This window comes from Nitrospirota bacterium (assembly GCA_040755395.1).
GTDB lineage: Bacteria > Nitrospirota > Nitrospiria > Nitrospirales > Nitrospiraceae > DATLZU01.
Map to the genome: position 1 here is coordinate 78,085 of JBFMAX010000006.1, position 18,982 is coordinate 97,066.

16 protein-coding genes are annotated in these 18,982 nt (G+C 62.3%); 14 read left to right on the forward strand and 2 right to left on the reverse strand.

From position 1 onward, the window contains the following. The first annotated feature begins 156 nt into the window (after positions 1-156). From AB1555_11180 to AB1555_11200, 5 genes are all read left to right on the forward strand, one after another. Entirely contained in the window at positions 157-948 is a 792-nt protein-coding gene (locus tag AB1555_11180; GenBank protein ID MEW6247256.1) for a hypothetical protein, read from the forward strand. Further along, on the forward strand, positions 945-3,350 hold the full coding sequence (locus AB1555_11185; GenBank protein ID MEW6247257.1) for a PAS domain S-box protein: 2,406 nt from the start codon (positions 945-947) through the stop codon (positions 3,348-3,350). Before AB1555_11180 ends, AB1555_11185 begins: the two co-directional genes overlap by 4 nt. A 1-nt stretch (position 3,351) precedes the next feature. Further along, positions 3,352-3,996: a response regulator transcription factor gene (locus tag AB1555_11190; GenBank protein MEW6247258.1), complete on the forward strand. Its 645-nt coding sequence runs from the start codon at positions 3,352-3,354 to the stop codon at positions 3,994-3,996. Positions 3,997-4,082: 86 nt separating this feature from the next. Continuing rightward, positions 4,083-4,454, forward strand: coding sequence for a response regulator (locus AB1555_11195; protein MEW6247259.1), 372 nt, complete (start codon positions 4,083-4,085; stop codon positions 4,452-4,454). Positions 4,455-4,636: 182 nt separating this feature from the next. After that, positions 4,637-5,077 carry a hypothetical protein gene (locus AB1555_11200; GenBank protein MEW6247260.1) on the forward strand — a complete coding sequence of 147 codons (441 nt, stop codon included), beginning with the start codon at positions 4,637-4,639 and terminating at the stop codon, positions 5,075-5,077. On the opposite strand, the gene priA is transcribed toward AB1555_11200, so the two are convergent. Both priA and AB1555_11210 read right to left on the reverse strand, forming a co-directional pair. After that, positions 5,072-7,444, reverse strand: a complete 2,373-nt coding sequence (gene priA, locus AB1555_11205; protein ID MEW6247261.1) for a primosomal protein N' — start codon at positions 7,442-7,444, stop codon at positions 5,072-5,074. The two genes, AB1555_11200 and priA, sit on opposite strands and share 6 nt — an antisense overlap. Positions 7,445-7,584: 140 nt before the next feature. Next, the gene (locus AB1555_11210; protein MEW6247262.1) at positions 7,585-8,985 is read right to left on the reverse strand and encodes an OmpA family protein; all 1,401 of its coding nucleotides are present in this window, start codon (positions 8,983-8,985) and stop codon (positions 7,585-7,587) included. 654 nt (positions 8,986-9,639) lie between these two features. Here AB1555_11210 and AB1555_11215 point away from each other — a divergent pair. The 9 genes from AB1555_11215 to nuoL all read left to right on the forward strand — a co-directional run bounded on the left by AB1555_11215 (position 9,640) and on the right by nuoL (position 18,963). Further along, positions 9,640-10,023: an NADH-quinone oxidoreductase subunit A gene (locus tag AB1555_11215; GenBank protein MEW6247263.1), complete on the forward strand. Its 384-nt coding sequence runs from the start codon at positions 9,640-9,642 to the stop codon at positions 10,021-10,023. Positions 10,024-10,115: 92 nt separating this feature from the next. Continuing rightward, entirely contained in the window at positions 10,116-10,631 is a 516-nt protein-coding gene (locus AB1555_11220; GenBank protein ID MEW6247264.1) for an NADH-quinone oxidoreductase subunit B family protein, read from the forward strand. 127 nt (positions 10,632-10,758) lie between these two features. After that, a complete protein-coding gene (locus AB1555_11225) occupies positions 10,759-11,250 on the forward strand; it encodes an NADH-quinone oxidoreductase subunit C (GenBank protein MEW6247265.1) in 492 nt (163 codons plus the stop codon). A gap of 65 nt (positions 11,251-11,315) precedes the next feature. Continuing rightward, the gene (gene nuoD / locus AB1555_11230) at positions 11,316-12,560 is read left to right on the forward strand and encodes an NADH dehydrogenase (quinone) subunit D (GenBank protein MEW6247266.1); all 1,245 of its coding nucleotides are present in this window, start codon (positions 11,316-11,318) and stop codon (positions 12,558-12,560) included. Between the two features lie 114 nt (positions 12,561-12,674). Further along, entirely contained in the window at positions 12,675-15,386 is a 2,712-nt protein-coding gene (locus tag AB1555_11235) for a molybdopterin-dependent oxidoreductase (GenBank protein ID MEW6247267.1), read from the forward strand. A 50-nt stretch (positions 15,387-15,436) separates the two neighbouring features. Further along, positions 15,437-16,024 (forward strand): NADH-quinone oxidoreductase subunit NuoI, encoded by a 588-nt coding sequence (nuoI, locus tag AB1555_11240; protein ID MEW6247268.1) that lies wholly within the window; start codon positions 15,437-15,439, stop codon positions 16,022-16,024. Positions 16,025-16,034: 10 nt separating this feature from the next. After that, a complete protein-coding gene (locus tag AB1555_11245; GenBank protein ID MEW6247269.1) occupies positions 16,035-16,577 on the forward strand; it encodes an NADH-quinone oxidoreductase subunit J in 543 nt (180 codons plus the stop codon). A gap of 84 nt (positions 16,578-16,661) precedes the next feature. Beyond that, positions 16,662-16,964, forward strand: coding sequence for an NADH-quinone oxidoreductase subunit NuoK (gene nuoK / locus AB1555_11250; GenBank protein ID MEW6247270.1), 303 nt, complete (start codon positions 16,662-16,664; stop codon positions 16,962-16,964). A gap of 1 nt (position 16,965) precedes the next feature. Beyond that, positions 16,966-18,963 (forward strand): NADH-quinone oxidoreductase subunit L, encoded by a 1,998-nt coding sequence (gene nuoL / locus AB1555_11255; protein MEW6247271.1) that lies wholly within the window; start codon positions 16,966-16,968, stop codon positions 18,961-18,963. Positions 18,964-18,982: the final 19 nt, after the last annotated feature.

The following is an 18,982-nucleotide window of genomic DNA, read 5'->3' on the forward strand; positions in this document are numbered from 1 at the left end:
ACGGCTGTTCTCAAGCCCCTGTTCCTTTGAGCGATCTTCGTAGCCGCACAGCCATGCGCCGCAGGCAAAGGCACCGGCCAGACGGTCTGGTATCCTGGTTGAGACCTCGCGGCTTGTTTCGTCGTCCTATCAACATCTCAACCGGAGTCACCCAGCATGTCTGATACCCCGCCCGCCGACCGCCGCCTGTACAATTTACGTGAGCTGAGCTTGCGGAACATCACTCAGTGCAGCGCCGTGCTTCGCACCCTGGGCGTCGGCGCGTCGAGCCTGGAGGAAGTCGCCGGACGTGTCGTCCGGTATTTCTACGAGCACATGGGTTTCTCGCCGTCGCCCGAGCCGGCCTGCGCGCTCGTGCGATTTTTCAAAACCCATCCCTTCGGCTCACTCGATGAAGAAAGCCGGCGCTACGTCGTCGGTCTGCTGGGCCGTCAACCCGACACCCCTTCCATGAAGTGCTTGACCCTGATGGCTTCGGCGGGCCTGCGACCGGAATGGAACGACCGGACGCAGTCCAAGCGTTACAAGGCGATCCCGATTACCGGCGATCGGTTTTCCATGCAGTTCCCGATGTTTTCCCAACTTTTGACGCAATTTGGAGTCTCCGTCGATGCGCTGCTGCCCAGCGGCCATGAGCTGCTCGTGGATGAGCACGAGAAGAGTTACAACGTCTTTTTCGTTCCCCGGGCGGCGGGCAGCCCGTATGTGCCGGTTCAGCAGGAGTTCGTCTTGTGCTACGGGATTCAATCCGTGGTGGGATTCGGCGGGCTCTTGCCCTCGGGAAATCTGTTCGCCGTCATTCTGTTCACCAGAGTGGAGATTCCCCGGGAGGCGGCGGAACTCTTCCGGACGCTGGCGCTGGCCGTGAAGCTGGCGGTCCTGCCGTTCGATGGAGACCGGGTGTTCGCGCCGGGCGCAGGGACCCGGACGCAGGAGAGCGCGCCATGAACCCGAACGGAGCAGTCGGCGAGTCGGAAAAACTGTTGGCCCGGGTGTCGGCTCTCGAGCAGTTGTTGGGAGTGCACGAAGCGCTCGTCATCCGGCAGGCGGAACGTCTCGAATCCGCCCTGGATCGACTCAAGGCCCAGGCCGATGTCTTGAGCGCCGTGGTCGCAGGCACGGACCCTTCGGCGGGACCGGAATTCTTTCGTTCCCTGGTGTACCACCTCGCCACGGCGGCACAGGTCCGGTACGCGCTGGTCGGCGAGCTGCTGCCCGGAGGGAAGGAACGAATCCGAACCCTGGCGGTCTGGGCCGGAGGCCGTTTTGTCGACAACTTCGAATACGACTTGGCAGGAACGCCGTGCGCCCAGGTCTTGCGCGAGCGCCTTTGTTATGTCCCCAGCGGGTTCCAACAGCGGTTCCCCGCTTTCACGTTGTCCGCCGGCGTGAACGCGGAGGCGTATTGCGGCGCCCTGCTGGCGAACGCGGCAGGCCAGCCTTTGGGCGTGCTCAGCCTGCTCCACGACGAGCCCATCCGGACGCCATTCGACCTGGCGCACATTGTCACGTTGTTCGCAACCCGCGCCGGGGCCGAGTTGGGTCGCCGGCGGGTGGAGGAACGGACCCAAGCCATTCTCCAGATCGCACTGGATGGCTTTTGTGAACTCGACCGGGAGGGCAACATCGCGGAGGTCAACGAGGCGTTTGGCCGGTTGACCGGCTATAGCCGGGATGAGTTGCTCGCCATGAACATTCATGACCTGGAGGTCGCCGAGGAGCTTCATGAAGTGTCGCGCTCGATCCAACGGATCATGCAATCCGGCGGGGACCGCTTCGAAACATGCCTTCGGCGTCAAGACGGCTCGCAGGTCGACGTCGACGTCAGCATCCGATACCTCGACCAGGACGGCGGCCGGTTCTTCTGCTTCCTACGCGACATCACCGAGCGCAAACAGCTTGAGGCGGCTCTGCGGGACAGCGTGGAGCGATTCGATCTGGCCGTGCGCGGCTCCCAAGACGGGCTGTGGGACGGCCACAAGGCGCCCGACCTTCCCTGGTACGATCCCCAAACTCCGCTGTGGTGGTCTCCGCGCGTCAGGGACATGCTTGGCTATGAGGAGCATGAATTCCCCAACGTCCTGGGGAGTTGGACGCCGCTGCTGCATCCTGAGGATCGCGACCGGGTCTTCGCGGCGCTGTTCGACCACATCGAACGCCGGATGCCCTACGACGTGGAGTATCGACTTCGCACGAAGGCGGGAGGCTATCGCTGGTTCCGTGCCAAGGGCCAGGCGATCTGGGACGAGGCCGGGAACGTGCTCCGCATGTCCGGTTCCTTGAGCGACATCACGGACCGCAAGGAGGCGGAAGAAGAGTTGCGGGTGACCAATAGCATGCTGACCGCGCTCGTCCGCTCCTCGCCGATGGCGATCGTGATCATCGACCTGCAGGGAAAGGTGAAGCTGTGGAACCCCGCCGCGGAGCGGATCTTCGGCTGGCGAGAGGAAGAAGCCGTCGGCCGCACGCTTCCCTTCGTCCCGCCGGACAAACGCGAAGAACACCTCGCATTGCGCGAACGCGTCTTGAGAGACGAATCGTTCGCCGGACTGGAGGTCATCCGCCGAAGAAAGAATGGCACGTTGATCCACGCCGAACTGTCGACCGCTCTCCTGCGCGACGACAAGGGCCGACCGTACGCGATTCTGGGTCTCCTGGCCGACATCAGCGAACGCAAGAGGGCGGAAGAGAAACTCCGTCAGCGCGAACGCGATCTGCGAAAGGCGCTGGAAGAGCGGCAGCGGCTCAGCCAGGACTTGCACGACGACATTCTGCAATCGCTGTACGCCGTCGGCCTGAACCTGGAAGCCTGCAAGCCTCTGCAGAAACAAGACCCCCGACGAGCCGGAAAGACGCTGGAGCGGGCCGTCGCCCAGCTCAACGCCGTCATGCGTGAGATCCGCTCGTTCATCGCCGGTCTCGACACCGAATCGGCCATGAGCCACGAACTCCCGACGGCCTTGCGGACGATGGTCCAGACCCTCGGAGGCCCGCATTCGACGCGCTTCCGCGTGTCCATCGACCCGGCGGCGACCGCCAGCGTTCCCGAGGACTGGCGCGGGCACCTGTTGAATGTCGCGAAAGAAGCCGTCAGCAATTGCCTCCGCCACGCCCGCGCCGACCGAGGCAGTCTCTCGCTCCGTGTCTTGAAGGACTGCGTGCGCCTCACGGTGCAGGACAACGGGATCGGGTTCGATCCGCTGAAGGCGACCGGCGTCGGTCATGGGCTGGCCAACATGGCCGCCCGCGCCGAGCGGCTCGGCGGCAAGTTCGCCGTGCTGTCGAAACCGAGGCAAGGAACCCGCGTAATTTTCGAGATCCCGAAAGACGCTCCCTATGCCGAGCCTTAAGATGAAGCCGATTCGGCTGATGCTGGTCGACGACCATGAGGTCGTCCGCATCGGCCTGCGCACGGTGCTCAGCCGTCACCGGGGCATCAGCGTCGTGGGCGAAGCTATGGCCATGACCGAGGCGGTGCGCGAAGCCCTGCGCCTGAAACCCGACGTGATTCTGATGGACGCCCGCTTGCAGGATGGCTCCGGTGTCGAAGCCTGTCGCGAGATCCTTTCCGCCTGCCCCTCGACGCGTATCGTGTTTCTGACCTCGTACGCGGACGACGATTCGGTCCTCGCCGCGATACTGGCCGGCGCCCAGGGTTATCTGCTCAAGGAGATCGACTCGGCTGCGCTGATCCGGGCTATTCGGAACATCGCCCAGGGACGGTCCATTCTGGATCCGTCGATGGCGCAGCGCGCGCTCGCCTGGATCAAAGGCTTGGGAACCGCCGACACGACCGCGAAAGGAGACCCGCTCTCGGCGCAGGAGGAACGGGTCCTGGCGCTTGTCGCCCAAGGAAAAACCAACAAAGAGATCGCCGCCGCGTTGGGCCTGAGCGACAAGACGGTCAAGAATTATCTTGCCAACGTGTTTCAGAAGCTCCGGGTCACGCGACGGGCCCAAGCCGCGGCGTTCTTTGTCAAGCGGCAAGGACGATAGAACGGTCCGGTCCGCAACGTCCCCAATTGAGCAGGCCGTCGCCGGCTGGGAATCGAAGGCTAGACTTTGGACGAGAGGAGGGCATCATGCCGTCCGTGCTCGTCGTAGACGACGAGGACCCAATCCGGAGCATGATCCGGCGGACGCTGGAAGAGGCCGGTTACGAAGTGCACGAAGCCCGCGACGGGAAGGAAGGTCTGCACCGATACCGCTGCTGTCCGGCCGACCTCGTGATCATGGACATTCTGATGCCGGATCAGGACGGGCTGGAGAGCATCGTCTCGCTCCGCCGGGAGTTTCCGTCTTCCAAGATCATCGCCATCACCGGCGGGAGCGACATGATCGGGATTCTGAACCATCTGGACGTCGCGCAAATGTTGGGGGCCAGGAGGACGCTGCACAAACCGTTCGACATGCAGGCGCTCCTTGAAGCGGTTCGCGCCGAACTCCGGACCTAACGACCCTTTTCCGGGTCGCCCCTTCGTTCTTGTTGCTTCCCTCCTCGTCGGCCCGAGCCGGGGTTGACTTCGCTCCGCGATCCCTTCACACTGCTTGCGAAAACCGCGGGTAGCCGGCGGCAAACAGTTTCGAGCTATTCGCTCTTCTCCAAACCGAGCGCTGACCACCCGACCCCCCGGAAATGTGGCCTCTCCGACTCAACGCCCTGTTCGGCAGCCTCGTGGTCGCCGTCGGGTTTTGGCTGATCTGGGGTGCGTTGCCTCTCGCATGGACCGCCGCGCTGGTGCTCGCGGCTCTCGGATTCCTGCTGTGGCGCGGCCGTACGATCGGCGAAATCTGGGCTTGGTCCACGCTGCTCCTGGGCTTTGAGAGCCTGGCGTGGCCGATCGCCACGATGATTCAGGTCCGATTGACGACGACGGACCCCACGAACGAGCAGATGGGAGCGATGTTGACGGCGATCCTCTTCGGGCTCTTCTCGTCCATCTTCTGGATCACCTTCGCCTACGGACTGTTCAAGCGAGCGGGAACCCGCGGCGGGAACGGCGGTGTTCTCTCCGGCAAACCCGGAGATCGCCAGGCCGCCGGGCCGTCTCAGTCGAAGGGAACTCGTCCTTCATAGAGCCTCGACGGGATCGACGTCCACCTCGAATTTCAGATCCTTCGATGTCCTCTCCCCTTCGACCCGCTCGAGCGTTGCGGCGACAAGGGCGCGTGCGATCTCGCGGTCGGTCGATTTCACCAGCAGTTGCCAGCGATACCGCCCGCGGACTTTGGCGACCGGCGCCGGAACCGGACCCAGCACGCTCACCCCCTCGGTCTTCCGTTGAATGCACGCCAGGCTTTCGGCAGGCGCCGGGACCGTCACGCCATGAGCGGACTGTCGCCCGACCCGCCGCACCTGCTCTCTCAACAATTCCGCCCATCGGACCGCCGACGTCTCCACCCGTTCGGCGTTCCTGCCGGACACTCTCAAGCCGATGAGATGATAAAAGGGTGGATAGCCGAGGGCCTCGCGCATGGCCAGCTCCGTCTTGCCAAACATCTGGAAATCCCGATCGACGACCGCGGCGACGGCATGGTGGGTCGGCAAATACGTCTGCAGGACGACTCGGCCGCCGGCGTCGTCTGGCCACGCCAACCCCATCGCGTCGAGCAAGGCGTGATAGGTCCGTTCGGCGGCGCGAAAGTCCGGCAGGTGCAATCCGGCGTCCGCGTACGGCACACCGACGAATCCGAACAGTGGGGGCGGTCCGAGCTGAAACAGCAATTGCGTCCCGATGATCAGGTCCAGCTCTCCGGCCCCGAGCAAGTGCCGGACCGCTCCCACCTGCGAGGCATGCCGGATCACGTCCCGGTCGAGGCGCGCGATCCTGGCCTTCGGGAAGAAACGTCTGACGTCGTCCTCCAGGCGTTCGGTGCCGAACCCGACCGGCTCGATCCTCGCGGCCCGGCAGGAGGCGCAGGTGTCGGGAAGCGCCACGGACGCCCCGCAGTACGGGCAGACCAAGCGGCCGATCCGGCGGTAATAGGCGAGCGCCACGCTGCATTGTCCGCACCGCGGGACGCTCCCGCAATCGCGACAGGTGAGAGCCCGCGCATACCCTTTGCGGTTGAGAAACAGCGCGACTCTGTTCCGTTGAGCCAGCGCGCGGTCGATACCTTCGACCATCGGCGGCGACAGGAGTGTGCCGGACGGATACGTCCGGAGATCGACCAGTTCCACCCTCGGCTGACCTGGAGCTTCGAGTGCGAGGTAGAGCGCGCCTCCGTCGCGCTTAATCGCCTGCATGGTCTCCAACGACGGATGGGACGAGCCGAGCACGAGCAGCGCGCGACCCCGGCCGGCGCGGGTCCAGGCCACGTCCCGCGCGTGGTAGCGGGGCTCCTGCTCCTCCTTGAGCGAGGCGTCTTCTTCTCCGTCGATCCAGACCAGCCCCGGGGATGAGACCGGCGCAAAGACCGCCGACCTCGTGCCGATCACGACGCTCGCCGTGCCTTCGCGAATCCTCCGCCAGCCCTCGGCCCGGACCGCTGCGGGCAGCCCGCTATGGACCAGAACGACCCGATCTCCCCAGCGAGACTTCGCCTGATGCGCGACCTGCCTGGCCCGGAGCACCTCTCCCGTGACCACCAGGACAGCGCGCCGGCGCGCCAGCATCGCTTCCGCGACCCGCATCAGACAAGCGAAGCGATATTCCGGAGGCGCATGGAGGAGAACCGCAGAATGCCGGGGAGGATCGCACAAACCGATCAGCCGATCGAGCGGTGAGGGCGCTTCCGGCGAGAGATCCTGGGGATCGAGTCTCCGAGCGATCGGTCGTGGATCGAGATCGTCTATCTCGTCGGCGACGGCCGCCTGTCGCCTGGTCCCCGCCTCCGGACCATGTTGGTCGGCGTCCTGTTTGCGCACCCAGCCCTTTCGCGTGATTCTCCTCAACGCCCGCCTCAACGACGTCCCTGCGGCCTTCCGCAATGAGGCTTCGGTCAATCCTTTCGCTCGTCGGGCAAGCCGACGCAGGAGTTCCTGATCCGCGGCGGAGAGGCGTTCCTCGCCGCTCAACGCCCGACGTCCGGCTTCAGTCAATACGTACTTGGCCTCTCGACGTTTCGGTTGGGTCGGCGGGAGCACCAACCTCACACACTGGCCCCAGGGCGCGAGATAGCGCTCGGCGATCAGGCGGGATAACTCCAGCAATTCGGGACTAAGCTCATCGCCCTTGTTGTCGAGCAGTGATCGGATCTCGCGGAGCCGTTTCAACGCGGACTCCGCCGACGGTCGGTCAGTCACCGCGACCACGACGCCTTGCAGGGTACTGCGCCCGAAGGGAACGAGCACTCGACTTCCTACCTGGGTACGGTTTTGTAGGCGGGCCGGAATGAGATAGGTGAATGTCCGCGCCACGTGTCGAGGGATGATGACCTCAGCATAGAGGGGCGGAACGGGAACCGGTGTTTCTGACTGCGGAGCGGACACGCCGTCGGGCATGCGGCATTCTAGCAGGCTCCTCAGACGCGGAACAATGAAAGGAACGCGGACCGGTCGTGCGGCGAAGCCGCTGTCAGAACAGATTCACAACGTCCGGAGCGGCGAAGGCGCTGACGAGGGCGACGGAAGGAGCCACTCGACTACGGCTGGGGCAGCGCGGGATCAGACGGCTGATCAGGATGAGGCGCAGGGGCATCTTGGGTCGGCGGAACGGTCACGTCGGATCCGCTCGCCTCTCCCGCGGGAGCGGCTTGCCCGGTTGGCGGAGTTGCGGGGTCAGTGGGAGCCTGGCTGCTCGGCTGCGGCGGTGCGTCTGGAGCATCGGAGACCGACGACGAGGCTCCCAGGCGGGAAAAACTATAGCCTGCCTCGCTGGCCGACGACTGCTCCGGCGCACGCCCTGGTTCATTCTGGGAGGGTTCCGAAGAATAGAGAACGATTTCGATCCGCCGGTTCTTCCGCCGGCCTTCCTCGGTCGCATTGCTCGCGACCGGCTTCGTGTCGCCATACCCGACCGCCGACAACTGCGCCGAGTCGATGCCGCCCTTTTCGATCAAATATCGCACGACGAAGGACGCCCGCGCCTTGGACAGTTCCCAGTTGGTCGGATACTTGGCCTTGAGCGATGGGCCGATCTCCACGTTGTCCGCATGACCCTCGACTCGGATATGCTTGTCGGTCACGGTCTGGAGATAGTCGGCGATCTGCTCGAGGATTTTCATCCCGCCGGGCTTGACCGTGACCTCTCCCGATTCATATTCCAACTGATCGACTAGCTCATCCAGGTTGATCAACGTGCGGCTCCCGACCTGCTGGAGCTGAATCTTGTCCCTTCCGGCAGCAGGAACCGATTCGTCGGGCTTCTTCGCCTCAATCTCCGGTTGCAACTGTTCCGGAAGCAGCAGACCTCCGGCCGACCCGCCGAGGTCGGAACCTTTCCACCGAAAGCGATCGCCTCGCAGGATGGGCGCCGTGGCCCGCGTCAACAAACCCGTCGCCGTGCCATCCTCGAGCGCCAAGACTTTCACTTCTCCCAGGGTGCGCCGCGGAAGCCCTGAGCCGGTTCTGAAGACTTCGAGCCGGTCTCCGATCCTGAGTCCGTCAAGCCGCCCTTTGTCCAGGTACACCAAGTTCCGTTGACCGATCAAGAACTGATTCGTCTGGAGTTCGACAATCATGCCTTCGGTCTCACCGAAGCTACCAGCCTCTGGCGCTGTCTCTTCCTGAGGCGGCGGTGCGAATCGCATGACCCCGTCGCCCGGTGAAATAGCCGCGTACGGCCGGATGACGTGAGCGATGATGAGTTCGTGGTCGACCTGAATGACTCGGACGACTCCCAATACATTGGTCAGGAACCCCAGGTAGCGACCGGTCGCCGGATGAAAGACCTTCCGGATGCGTCTGTACACGGTGTACAAGTCGCCGACCGCTGCTTCTCCGGGGCCGGTCAACCGCAAATAGACGGTATCGCTTCCCCCGACGAGCATGCGATTGCCGGTTGTCTGGTTGTCTCCTGTCAGGGAGTTGACGACCCCGTCCATGGGAGTCGTTTCGCGAATGTACCCTGCGGAAAATCTCAGGGCAGCCTCACCAAGCCTGACACTCTGGGCATCTTGAGCTTGAGCCGGGGTATCGATCGATCCGCCGAGGACCGCGCAGATCAGAAGAGCCGACAAGATTCCGGACGGTGGAGTGCGCATCGGGGTCGTCCAAGATCAAGATGTTGACTTGCCAACCATAGCAAACCATACTGGGTTGTCAAGCGATTTCAGGGCCTTGAGAGTGCACCGCACCTGGAGTGTTCTCCCATGCCAAACCGATCGCGATCGCCCGAGCGGAAAAGTCAAAGCCCCGCCCCGCCGGGCCGTCGCCGAATCGACACCCAAATTCACCGTAGGAAGAAGATCAAGGCGTTGTCCGCCCTCGAAACCGAATGGGATGCGCGGTCCGGCAATCCTCCCTTGGGGCTTCGCATGGCTTCCGACAAGATGAAGAAGTAAGCTCAGGCATTGAGTTCTTCCTCCGACTTGATCGCCTTTTCTCGTTTCCAGGACGGTTGGAACGGTGAGCCTTCGGGTTTGGTAGGGCTTTCGGAGGGCCCTTGCTAGGTCCTTTGTTCTCTTGCTATTGCAATTCGGCGGGGTCTAAGATTTTTGATGTTCTTTTCAAGTCAAAGTCTTGAGAGAGCGGTTCCTATGACCGGCGCCGAGCTTCTGCTGGATTATTTGACGCGATACTTTCCGATTCTTTTGTTTGTCGTGATCGCGCTGGCCTTCGGCGTGGTGACTCTCCTCGTGAGTTACCTGGTCCAGCCAAAATACCCGGAACCGGAAAAACTCAGCCCGTACGAATGTGGCAGCGAACCGTTTTCCGACGCGCGAATGCCGTTCCCGGTCCGCTATTACATCTTCGCGATGCTCTTTGTCATTTTCGACATCGAAGTCATCTTTCTGTATCCCTGGGCCGTGGTGTTCGACAAGATCGGACTGATCGGACTGGTCGAGATGTTGATTTTCATCGGCTTGTTCCTGGTCGCCTATGTGTATGCATGGAAAAAAGGCGCGCTGGAATGGGACTAGTTCCGTGAGGGGTGAAGGGTTAGGCGCAAGAGGTTCAGAGGAACTTGTTCCGTTCGCCTCACGCCCCACGTTTCACGCCTAACGAGGTTACCATGGGGTTGATTCAGATCGGACGGCATGAAAAGGACGGCAATCTCGACGTCATCACGACGACGGTCGAGAAGGCGGTGAACTGGGCGCGGAAGGGCTCGCTCTGGCCCATGACGTTCGGACTCGCCTGCTGCGCCATTGAAATGATCGCCGCCGTCTCCTCGCGCTACGACATGGACCGCTACGGGGCCGGCGTCTTTCGGGCCTCGCCGCGACAGTCCGATCTCATGATCGTGGCCGGCACGGTCTGCCGGCGCATGGCGCCGGTCATCCGGAAGATCTATGATCAGATGCCGGAACCCAAGTATGTGATCGCGATGGGGTCCTGCGCCACATCCGGCAATATCTACGACAGCTACAGCGTGGTGCAGGGGGTGGATCGCTTCGTGCCGGTGGACATCTACGTCCCCGGCTGCCCGCCGACCCCTGAAGCGCTCTTCGACGGCATTCTCAAGCTGCAAGAGCGCATCATGCAGCGGCGGGTGTTTACGAAACAACCGGAACAGGTCAAAACATAATTTTGACTGTGGGATTATGCGATGAATGAATAACCGGGGCTGAGCGCAGCCGGCGGTTCAGGATACGCACCTATTATCGGACTATTCCACATTCCTAATTCATAATTCCTAATTGTCGGTGTCACGCATGCATCCTCTGGCTCAGAGAATCCAGGACGCTTTCCCCGATGGCTTCGTGACGGCCGTCGAGTGGCGGGGCGATCTGGCCGTCACCGTCAAGCGGGAGGCCTTGCATCAAGTGGCGCAATTTCTTCACGACGATCCGGCAATGGATTTCGACTATATCGTCCACGTGAGCTCGGTGGACTGGCCGGACGACGAAGAGCGCTTCGAGGTGGTGTACGAGTTCTATTCGCTGAGGAAGCGCCACCGGATCAGGTTGAAGACACGGGTCCCCGAATCGGATTGCATCGTGGACTCCTTGACCGATATCTGGAAAGGCGCCGACTTCATGGAACGCGAGGTCTACGACATGATGGGAATCCGGTTTAGAAACCATCCCGATCTTCGTCGTATCCTCATGCCTGACGATTACCCGGAAGGGTATCCGCTCAGGAAGGATTTCCCCTTGCGCGGCAAGGGCTGGCGCGACACGTTCGAGTTTTTGAAAGAAACCTAGCGAATAGCTGACCGCGAACAGCTTCGAGCTATTCGCTGTCAGCTACTTGCTGCTCGCTACGAAGGATGAAACTCGAAGATCAACGGACAACCGTCTATAGGGTCGATCCCGAACATCCGGAGAGCGCCACGCTTCCGACGCTCCGGACGGAAGAGCTGCTCCTGAACATGGGGCCCCAGCACCCCAGTACGCACGGGGTGCTGAAAGTGATTTTGGAGCTGGAAGGGGAACGGATCGTCAAGTCGACGCCGGTCATGGGGTTCCTCCATCGGGGGGTCGAGAAGCTGGCCGAGGAAGGGACCTACCACCAATTCATCCCTCACACCGACCGGCTCGATTACGTCTGCGCCATGTACAACAACTTCGCCTACTGCCGGGCGGTCGAAAAGCTGATGAACATCACCGTCCCGGAACGCGCCGAGTACCTGCGCACGATCGTGGCGGAAGTCCAACGGATCATCGGCCACCAGTTCTGGCTGGGCACTCAGGCGCTCGACATCGGCGCCATGACCGTCTTCTTTTATTGTTTCCGCGACCGCGAGATCCTGCTGGATTGGTTCGACGAGCTGTGCGGGGCCAGGCTGACCACGAGTTGGTACCGCATCGGCGGGGTGGAGCGCGATTTCACCCCCTCGCTCATCGACAAGCTTCGGAAGTTCCTGGATTATTTTCCGCCCAAGATCGACGAGTATGTCGTGTTCCTGGAAAAAAACCGCATCTGGCTCGCGCGCACCAAAGGCGTGGCGGTGATCTCCGCCGAGGACGCGGTGAACTTCGGGCTCAGCGGCCCCACGCTCCGCGGGTCGGGCGTGGATTATGACCTGCGCAAATACGAACCCTATGCCGCCTATCCCCGTTGCGAGTTTAGCGTTCCGGTCGGCAAGAACGGCGATACGTACGACCGGTACTGGATCCGCGTCCGGGAGATGTACGAAAGCGTCAAGATCATCCGGCAATGTCTGGATCAGATGCCCGACGGGCCGATCATGGCGGACGTGCCGAGCGTGACGCTGCCGCCGAAAAACCGGGTCTTCACCAATCTCGAGTCCATGATCCAGCAATTCAAGCTCTTCTCGCAGGGGTTCAACGCCCCTCCGGGCGAGATTTATTGCGGCACGGAGGCCCACAAGGGCGAGTTGGGGTTCTACATCGTGAGCACCGGCGGAGGGAAGCCCTATCGCCTGAAAATCCGCGCTCCCTCGTTCATCCACATGGGCGCGTTCGACCACATGTCGCGAGGCTACATGATTGCGGATGCGGTGACGATCTTCGGGACCTACGATATCGTCATGGGAGAATGCGATCGGTGAGGAAACACGTCAATGGTCACCCGTCATTCGTCTATCGGGGAATGAGAGCCCCGCAACTCTTCCTTTCACTGTGGACGAATGCCCAATGACGATTGACGCTGGACGGAGAGAACTATGGCATTGAAACCGGCGACCAATCCTGAAGTCGAAGCGGCGACGATCGAATTGACGATCGACGGCCAGGCCGTCACGGCCAAAGACGGAGTCTCCTTGTACGACGTCATCTCCAGCACGGGCAAGATCATTCCCGCCATGTGCTATCACTACACTTTCGACCCGTTCGGTTCGTGCGGCATGTGTTTGGTGATGCAGGAGGGCAAGAAAGCGCCCGTCCGGTCCTGCACGGCCAAGGCGACGGCCGGCATGGTCATCCGCACGGAAGGGGAGGATTTGTTCCTGGCCAGGAAAAAGGCGGTCGAGAAGCATCTCTCGGTCCATCCTCTGGATTGCCCGGTCTGCGACGCGGACGGTCATTGCGAACTGCAGGACATGGCCTTTCTCCACGGCGTGACGAACCTCGCCAACGCCAAGCAGAAGTTCATCCCGGAAGACACGCGCAGCCTGGTCCTGGACTTCAACATGAACCGCTGCATCGCCTGCGCCGAGTGCATCAACGTCTGCAAGGACGTGCTGATGATCGATGCGCTGCAGTTCATGAAGAAGGGCGGCTTCAACCAGGTGGTGGCCAAAGGCGACCTCCCGCTCTCCTGCGAATTCTGCGGAGACTGCCTCGCGGTCTGCCCCGTGGGGGCGATCACGAACAAATACTCCAAGTATCTCTACAAGCCCTGGCAGATGAAGAAGACCATGACCACCTGCAACTACTGCGGGGACGGCTGCCAGATGTATCTGGAGACCAAGGATTCGGAAGTCATCCGCGTGACCTCGCCGCTGTCCTGGAAAAACAAGTGGGGCGACCGCGCGGAGACCGCCAAGGGCCACGGCGGGTTGTGCGTCCGGGGCCGGTTCGGATTTCAGTACCTCGACAGCGAGACCCGGTTGACACAGCCGCTCGTCCGCAAGGCCAATCGGCTAGTGGAAACGCCCTGGCTCGAGACCATGTCCGCGCTCGTGAGCCGCCTGGCCGACATCAAGGCGATGCACGGCCCGCAGGCGGTGGCCGGCCTGATCACGGCCCGCTGCACGAACGAAGAGCTCTATCTGTTCCAGAAGCTCATGCGGGCGGCGATCGGCACCAACCAGCTCGACAGCAGCGCGCGCTACGGGCACCTCAACTTCGTCCACGCCGCCCGGCGCGCGCTCGGCGTCGGGCGGATGCCGAACGATTGGGAAGACATCACCAAGGCGAAAGCGATTCTGTTGGTCGGCAGCAACATCACTGAAACCAATCCGCTCACGGCCGTACGCGTGAAGGAGTCGATTCGGGTCTACAAGTCGCAGGTCATCGTCGTGGACTCGGCCAATACCAACATCGCCAAGCTGGCTTCTCATCCCCTGCTGGTCAAGCCGGGTACCGAGGGGCTGTTCATCGACGGGTTGGTCAAGTCGGTCATCGACCAGGATCTGGTCGACGAAGACGCGACGAGCCCGTATCCGGAGGCGTTCGCGGCGCTCAAAGAGGCGGCCGCCGGGATTTCGCTCGAACAGACCGCCGACCGCACCGGCATCGCAGTCGAACAGATCCGCGAAGCCGCGTCGATCTTCGCGGAAGCGCCGCGGGCCATCGCCCTTTGCGCGGAGGGTATCGTGCGGCGGCCGAACGGGTACCAGAACGTGCTCAAGCTGATCGATCTCGCCTGGGTCACCGGCAAACTCGGTCGGCCCGGATGCGGCGTGGGCACGCTCACCGAGGAAATCAACGAGCAAGGCGCGGTGGATATGGGTGCGGCTCCGGAGTTTTTGCCCGGCCAAGCCCGCTTCGACGACCCGGCCGCGCGCGAGCGGTTCGCCAAGGCCTGGGACGCGACGCTGCCCGCCGTCGGAACGGGAGCGACCCTCATGGACATCCTGGTTCGCTGCCGGAGCGGGCAGATCAAGGCGCTGTACCTCGTCGGCGAGAACCCGCTCGCGACGCTGCCCGCGTCCGTCGACGTGAGAACCGCGCTGGACCGGCTCGACTTGCTGATCTGCCAGGACCCTTTCCTGACCGAGACCGGGCAACTCGCCCACTTTGTGCTGCCGGCGTGCACCTACGCGGAGAAGGAAGGGACCTTCACCAACCTCGAAGGGAAGGTCCTGCGCGTGCGGCAGGCGATGGACCCTCTCGGCGAGAGCGTGCCCGACTGGCACATCATGACGGCGATCGCGAACGGGCTGGGCTGCCAGTGGGACTACGAGTCCGCGCAGGATATCCAGAACGAGATCATGAAACTGCTGCCGGGGTATTACAACCTGGGCCAACCACGGAAGATCAGTCCCAAGCCGGAAGCTTCCTATCTCTCGAACGGCTATGCGGCCGAGGTCAGGAGTCGTTATTCGGCAAGCGGCAAGCGGCAAGCGGGGGCGGAGAACGGCCATCGGTTCGGTTTGACGATAGGGCAGGTCCTCTACCACTCCGGCAAGCTGTCCACCCGGGCGTCCGGACTGATCAAGGTCGCCCCCAATACGGGGCGGCTCCAGATGAACCCGCAAGACCTGGAGCGACTCGGGCTCGGAGAGCACGCGAAGGTCAGAGTCACTTCGGAACGGGGATCGGTGGAACTGGGCGTGGAGGCGGATCCGGCCATCATGCCGGGCGCCTGCTTTTTCCCGGAGCATTTCAACCAGCCCCCGGTCAAGGATTTGATGCCGGTCGAGGCTGACCCGACCACCGGAGTTCCGTCCTTCAAGTTCACGTGGGTCAATATTGAAAAGGTCGGCGGTTGAGAGTAAGCTCTGCCGACTTGACCCAGCCGCAGTCCTGAGTGGAGAGCAAGATGAGCGTCGGCGTCCTCGCGAAAAAAGTGCTCCAGGCCGCGTTGTTTTACGAGATCTGGGATGCGATGAAGGTGACGTTCAAGCACATGTTCCACCGCCCCATCACGTTCCAGTATCCCCGGGAGCATCGGACCATCCCCGACACGCATCGGGGCACGCTCGGACTGTTGCGGTACGACGACGGACAGGAACGTTGCGTCGGCTGCGATCTGTGCGAAGCCGCCTGTCCCTCTCATTGCATCAAGGTCATCAGCGCGGAAGACAAGACCCGCCCGCTTCAGCGATACGCCAGCGAGTTCTATATCGATATCACCAAGTGCGTGTTCTGCGGCTATTGCGTGGAGGCCTGTCCGGTCAACGCCCTAGCCATGACCAAGATGTACGAATACTCCACCCACGACAAACGCCAACTGCTGTTCGACAAGAAGCGGCTCTACGAGATCGGCGAGCGCCATCTCGCTGACGCCAAGAAATATTTGCAAGCGCACAACCAGGAAAAGGACGACGAGTGGAGCCGTGAATACCGATACTTTTTCCCCCAGTCGGTTCTCAAGCCCACGCAGCCGCCGCCTAAACATCTGAGCTGATCCAACCTGCATGGTCCCGGTCTTTTTCGCCTACTTCTCCCTGGTGAGCATCGCAGCGGGGATTTTGACCGTTGCGTTGAAGAACCCTGTCCACTGCGGGCTCGCCTTGCTGACGCTGCTGTTGCACGTCGCCGGCCTGTTCGTCCTGCTCAACGCCGAATTTCTCTTCGCGGTGCAGATCATCGTGTACGCCGGCGCGATCCTGGTGCTCTACCTCTTTGTGTTGATGTTGCTCAATTTGAAAACGGAAGAGCGGTACTTTCATACCCGCTACGCGCTGATCCTTTTCGCCGCCGTCGCCATCGCTGGCGAGTTGCTGCTCCTGGTGCTCCGATCGCCGTTCGGCGGATCGAAGGGCGATGCGCCAGCGGAGGTAGTTCTCCGAGACGGCGCGAGCTATGCCGTCGGCATCAAGATGTTCAGCGACTATCTTTTGCCCTTCGAGATCGTCGGAGTTTTTCTGCTGGGGGCCATCATCGGCGCGATCGTCCTCGCCAAGACCCCCTCGACAGCGGACGCGGAAGGTCGTGAGGGGATAAGGCGTGAGGCGTGAGGAGTTGAGAGTCGGAGAAAGGCGGGCACATGCGGCTGGCTTCGGGGTTTCGCCTCACCCCTGACGCCTTACGCCTAACGGGTTATGGTGCCTCTGAGCGCATACGTGGCCGTCAGCGCGATCCTGTTCGCTACCGGGTTGATCGGCGTGTTGATCCGCCGGAACTTCATCATCGTCCTGATGGCGGTGGAGATCATGCTGAACGCGGCGAACATCAACCTCGTCGCCTTCTCGCATTACCTGGAATCCATGGCCGGCCAGATCGTCGCCCTCTTTGTCATCGCCATTGCGGCGGGAGAAGCGGCCGTCGGCCTGGCCATCATCATCGTCGTGTTCCGAGGCAAGATTTCGACCAACGTGGACGAAATGGCCCTCTTGAAGTGGTAACGTGTTCGAGCTGCTGGTCGTTCTGATTCCGCTCTTCCCGCTGACGGCCGTGATCCTGAACGGCCTGCTCGGCCACCGCTATTCCCACGAGGCCGCGCACAAACTCGCCTGGGGCTCGGTCGGGCTGTCGTTTCTCTGCGCGATCGGCGTCTTCGCCGACACGCTGAAGTCCGGCGGCGCCACCCGCGAGGTGACGGCCTATCAATGGATCTTCGGCGGCGACCTGACGATCAATCTGGCTTTCCTGATCGATCCGCTGACCTGCATCATGCTGCTGGTCGTGACCGGCGTGGGCTTCCTCATCCACATCTATTCGGTCGGGTACATGCACGGCGAGGAAGGATTCACGCGCTTCTTCACCTACATGAACCTCTTCATGGTCTCCATGTTGCTGTTGGTGATGGGCAACAACTATGCGGTGCTGTTCATCGGGTGGGAAGGCGTCGGGCTCTGTTCCTACCTGCTGATCGGCTACTATTACGACCGCGTGTCGGCCGCCAAGGCGGCGACCAAAGCCTTCGTCGTCAATCGGATCGGCGATGCCGGCTTCCTGCTGGCGATCTTCCTGGTCTTCGTCAATTTCAAAACCCTCGATTACACCAAGGTCTTCGCGCAGGTCGGGTCGCTCACGCCCGAGACCGCCACCGCGATCGCGCTCTGTCTGCTCATCGGCGCCGTCGGCAAATCGGCGCAGATTCCGCTCTATACCTGGCTGCCCGACGCGATGGAAGGCCCGACGCCGGTCAGCGCGCTGATCCATGCCGCCACGATGGTCACCGCCGGCGTCTATATGATCGTCCGCAATCACGCGATCTACGACCTTTCGCCGGTCGCGATGACGACGGTGGCGTGGGTCGGCGGCGGGACGGCGCTGTTCGCCGCGACGATCGGACTGGTGCAGACCGACATCAAGCGCGTGTTGGCCTATTCGACCGTCAGCCAGCTCGGATACATGTTTTTGGGCTGCGGCATCGGGGCGTACACCGCCGCTATTTTCCACCTGATGACCCATGCGTTCTTCAAGGCCCTACTGTTTCTCTCCGCCGGCTCGGTGATCCACGCCCTGGGCGGCGAACAGGACATCCGCAAGATGGGCGGTCTCAAATCGAAAATCCCCTGGACGCACCGGCTGTTCCTGATCGGAACCTTGGCCATCGCCGGCATCTTTCCCCTGGCCGGGTTCTGGAGCAAGGACGAGATCATGGCCCACGCGTTCACGCACCAGGACTATGCGTTGTACGCGATGGCCGCGCTGGGCGCCTTCCTCACGGCGTTCTATATGTTCCGCCTGACCTACCTTACGTTCTACGGCGAGTCGCGGGTGGATCACCACACAGCCGAGCACATCCATGAGGCTCCGCCCGTGATGATCGGGCCCCTGGTCGTGCTGGCGGCGCTCTCGGTCGTCGGCGGCTTCCCCGGCGTTCCGCCGGAGAGCGGCTGGTTCCATCATTTTCTCCGGCCCGTCGCCGCGGCCGCCGGAGACACCCATGAACCGAGCGTCGGGGTGGTGCTGACGTTGATGGGCGTCGCCACCGTGATCGCGCTGGCGGGGTGGGGGTTCGCCCATTATCTGTACAGCGTCCGTCCGGGGACGGCGGACGTGTGGGCCGCGCGCATGCCCGTGGCCTACGGGACGCTGCTGAACAAATATTATGTCGACGAGATCTACGACGCGCTGTTCGTCGAACCGACGAAACGCCTGGGGGTGCTGTTGGACTGGTTCGACCGGACCGTGATCGACGGGGTCGTCCGCGCGGTCGGCCGGCTCACGGAAACCGGCTCGGCCGTCAGCACCTGGTTCGAGAAGCATGTCATCTACGGGGTCCTGAACGTCATCGGCTACGCCAATCACTTGGCCGCCCGGTCCTGGCGCAGGCTCCAGAGCGGCATGGTCCATCACTACGCGGCCATCATCGTCGCGGGGCTGTTCATCCTGGTCCATCTCCTGCTGCTCTGGTGGACCGGCTCGTCTCCCATCGGGATCGCGTTGCGGTAGAGCGCGTAAAGGGCATCAC

Bases quoted from the DNA above. Each gene is read 5' to 3' on its own strand.
- AB1555_11180 (MEW6247256.1), top strand. From the start codon at position 157: ATGTCTGATACCCCGCCCGCCGACCGCCGCCTGTACAATTTACGTGAG.
- AB1555_11185 (MEW6247257.1), top strand. From the start codon at position 945: ATGAACCCGAACGGAGCAGTCGGCGAGTCGGAAAAACTGTTGGCCCGG.
- AB1555_11190 (MEW6247258.1), top strand. From the start codon at position 3,352: ATGAAGCCGATTCGGCTGATGCTGGTCGACGACCATGAGGTCGTCCGC.
- AB1555_11195 (MEW6247259.1), top strand. From the start codon at position 4,083: ATGCCGTCCGTGCTCGTCGTAGACGACGAGGACCCAATCCGGAGCATG.
- AB1555_11200 (MEW6247260.1), top strand. From the start codon at position 4,637: ATGTGGCCTCTCCGACTCAACGCCCTGTTCGGCAGCCTCGTGGTCGCC.
- priA (MEW6247261.1), bottom strand. From the start codon at position 7,444: ATGCCCGACGGCGTGTCCGCTCCGCAGTCAGAAACACCGGTTCCCGTT.
- AB1555_11210 (MEW6247262.1), bottom strand. From the start codon at position 8,985: ATGGACGGGGTCGTCAACTCCCTGACAGGAGACAACCAGACAACCGGC.
- AB1555_11215 (MEW6247263.1), top strand. From the start codon at position 9,640: ATGACCGGCGCCGAGCTTCTGCTGGATTATTTGACGCGATACTTTCCG.
- AB1555_11220 (MEW6247264.1), top strand. From the start codon at position 10,116: ATGGGGTTGATTCAGATCGGACGGCATGAAAAGGACGGCAATCTCGAC.
- AB1555_11225 (MEW6247265.1), top strand. From the start codon at position 10,759: ATGCATCCTCTGGCTCAGAGAATCCAGGACGCTTTCCCCGATGGCTTC.
- nuoD (MEW6247266.1), top strand. From the start codon at position 11,316: ATGAAACTCGAAGATCAACGGACAACCGTCTATAGGGTCGATCCCGAA.
- AB1555_11235 (MEW6247267.1), top strand. From the start codon at position 12,675: ATGGCATTGAAACCGGCGACCAATCCTGAAGTCGAAGCGGCGACGATC.
- nuoI (MEW6247268.1), top strand. From the start codon at position 15,437: ATGAGCGTCGGCGTCCTCGCGAAAAAAGTGCTCCAGGCCGCGTTGTTT.
- AB1555_11245 (MEW6247269.1), top strand. From the start codon at position 16,035: ATGGTCCCGGTCTTTTTCGCCTACTTCTCCCTGGTGAGCATCGCAGCG.
- nuoK (MEW6247270.1), top strand. From the start codon at position 16,662: ATGGTGCCTCTGAGCGCATACGTGGCCGTCAGCGCGATCCTGTTCGCT.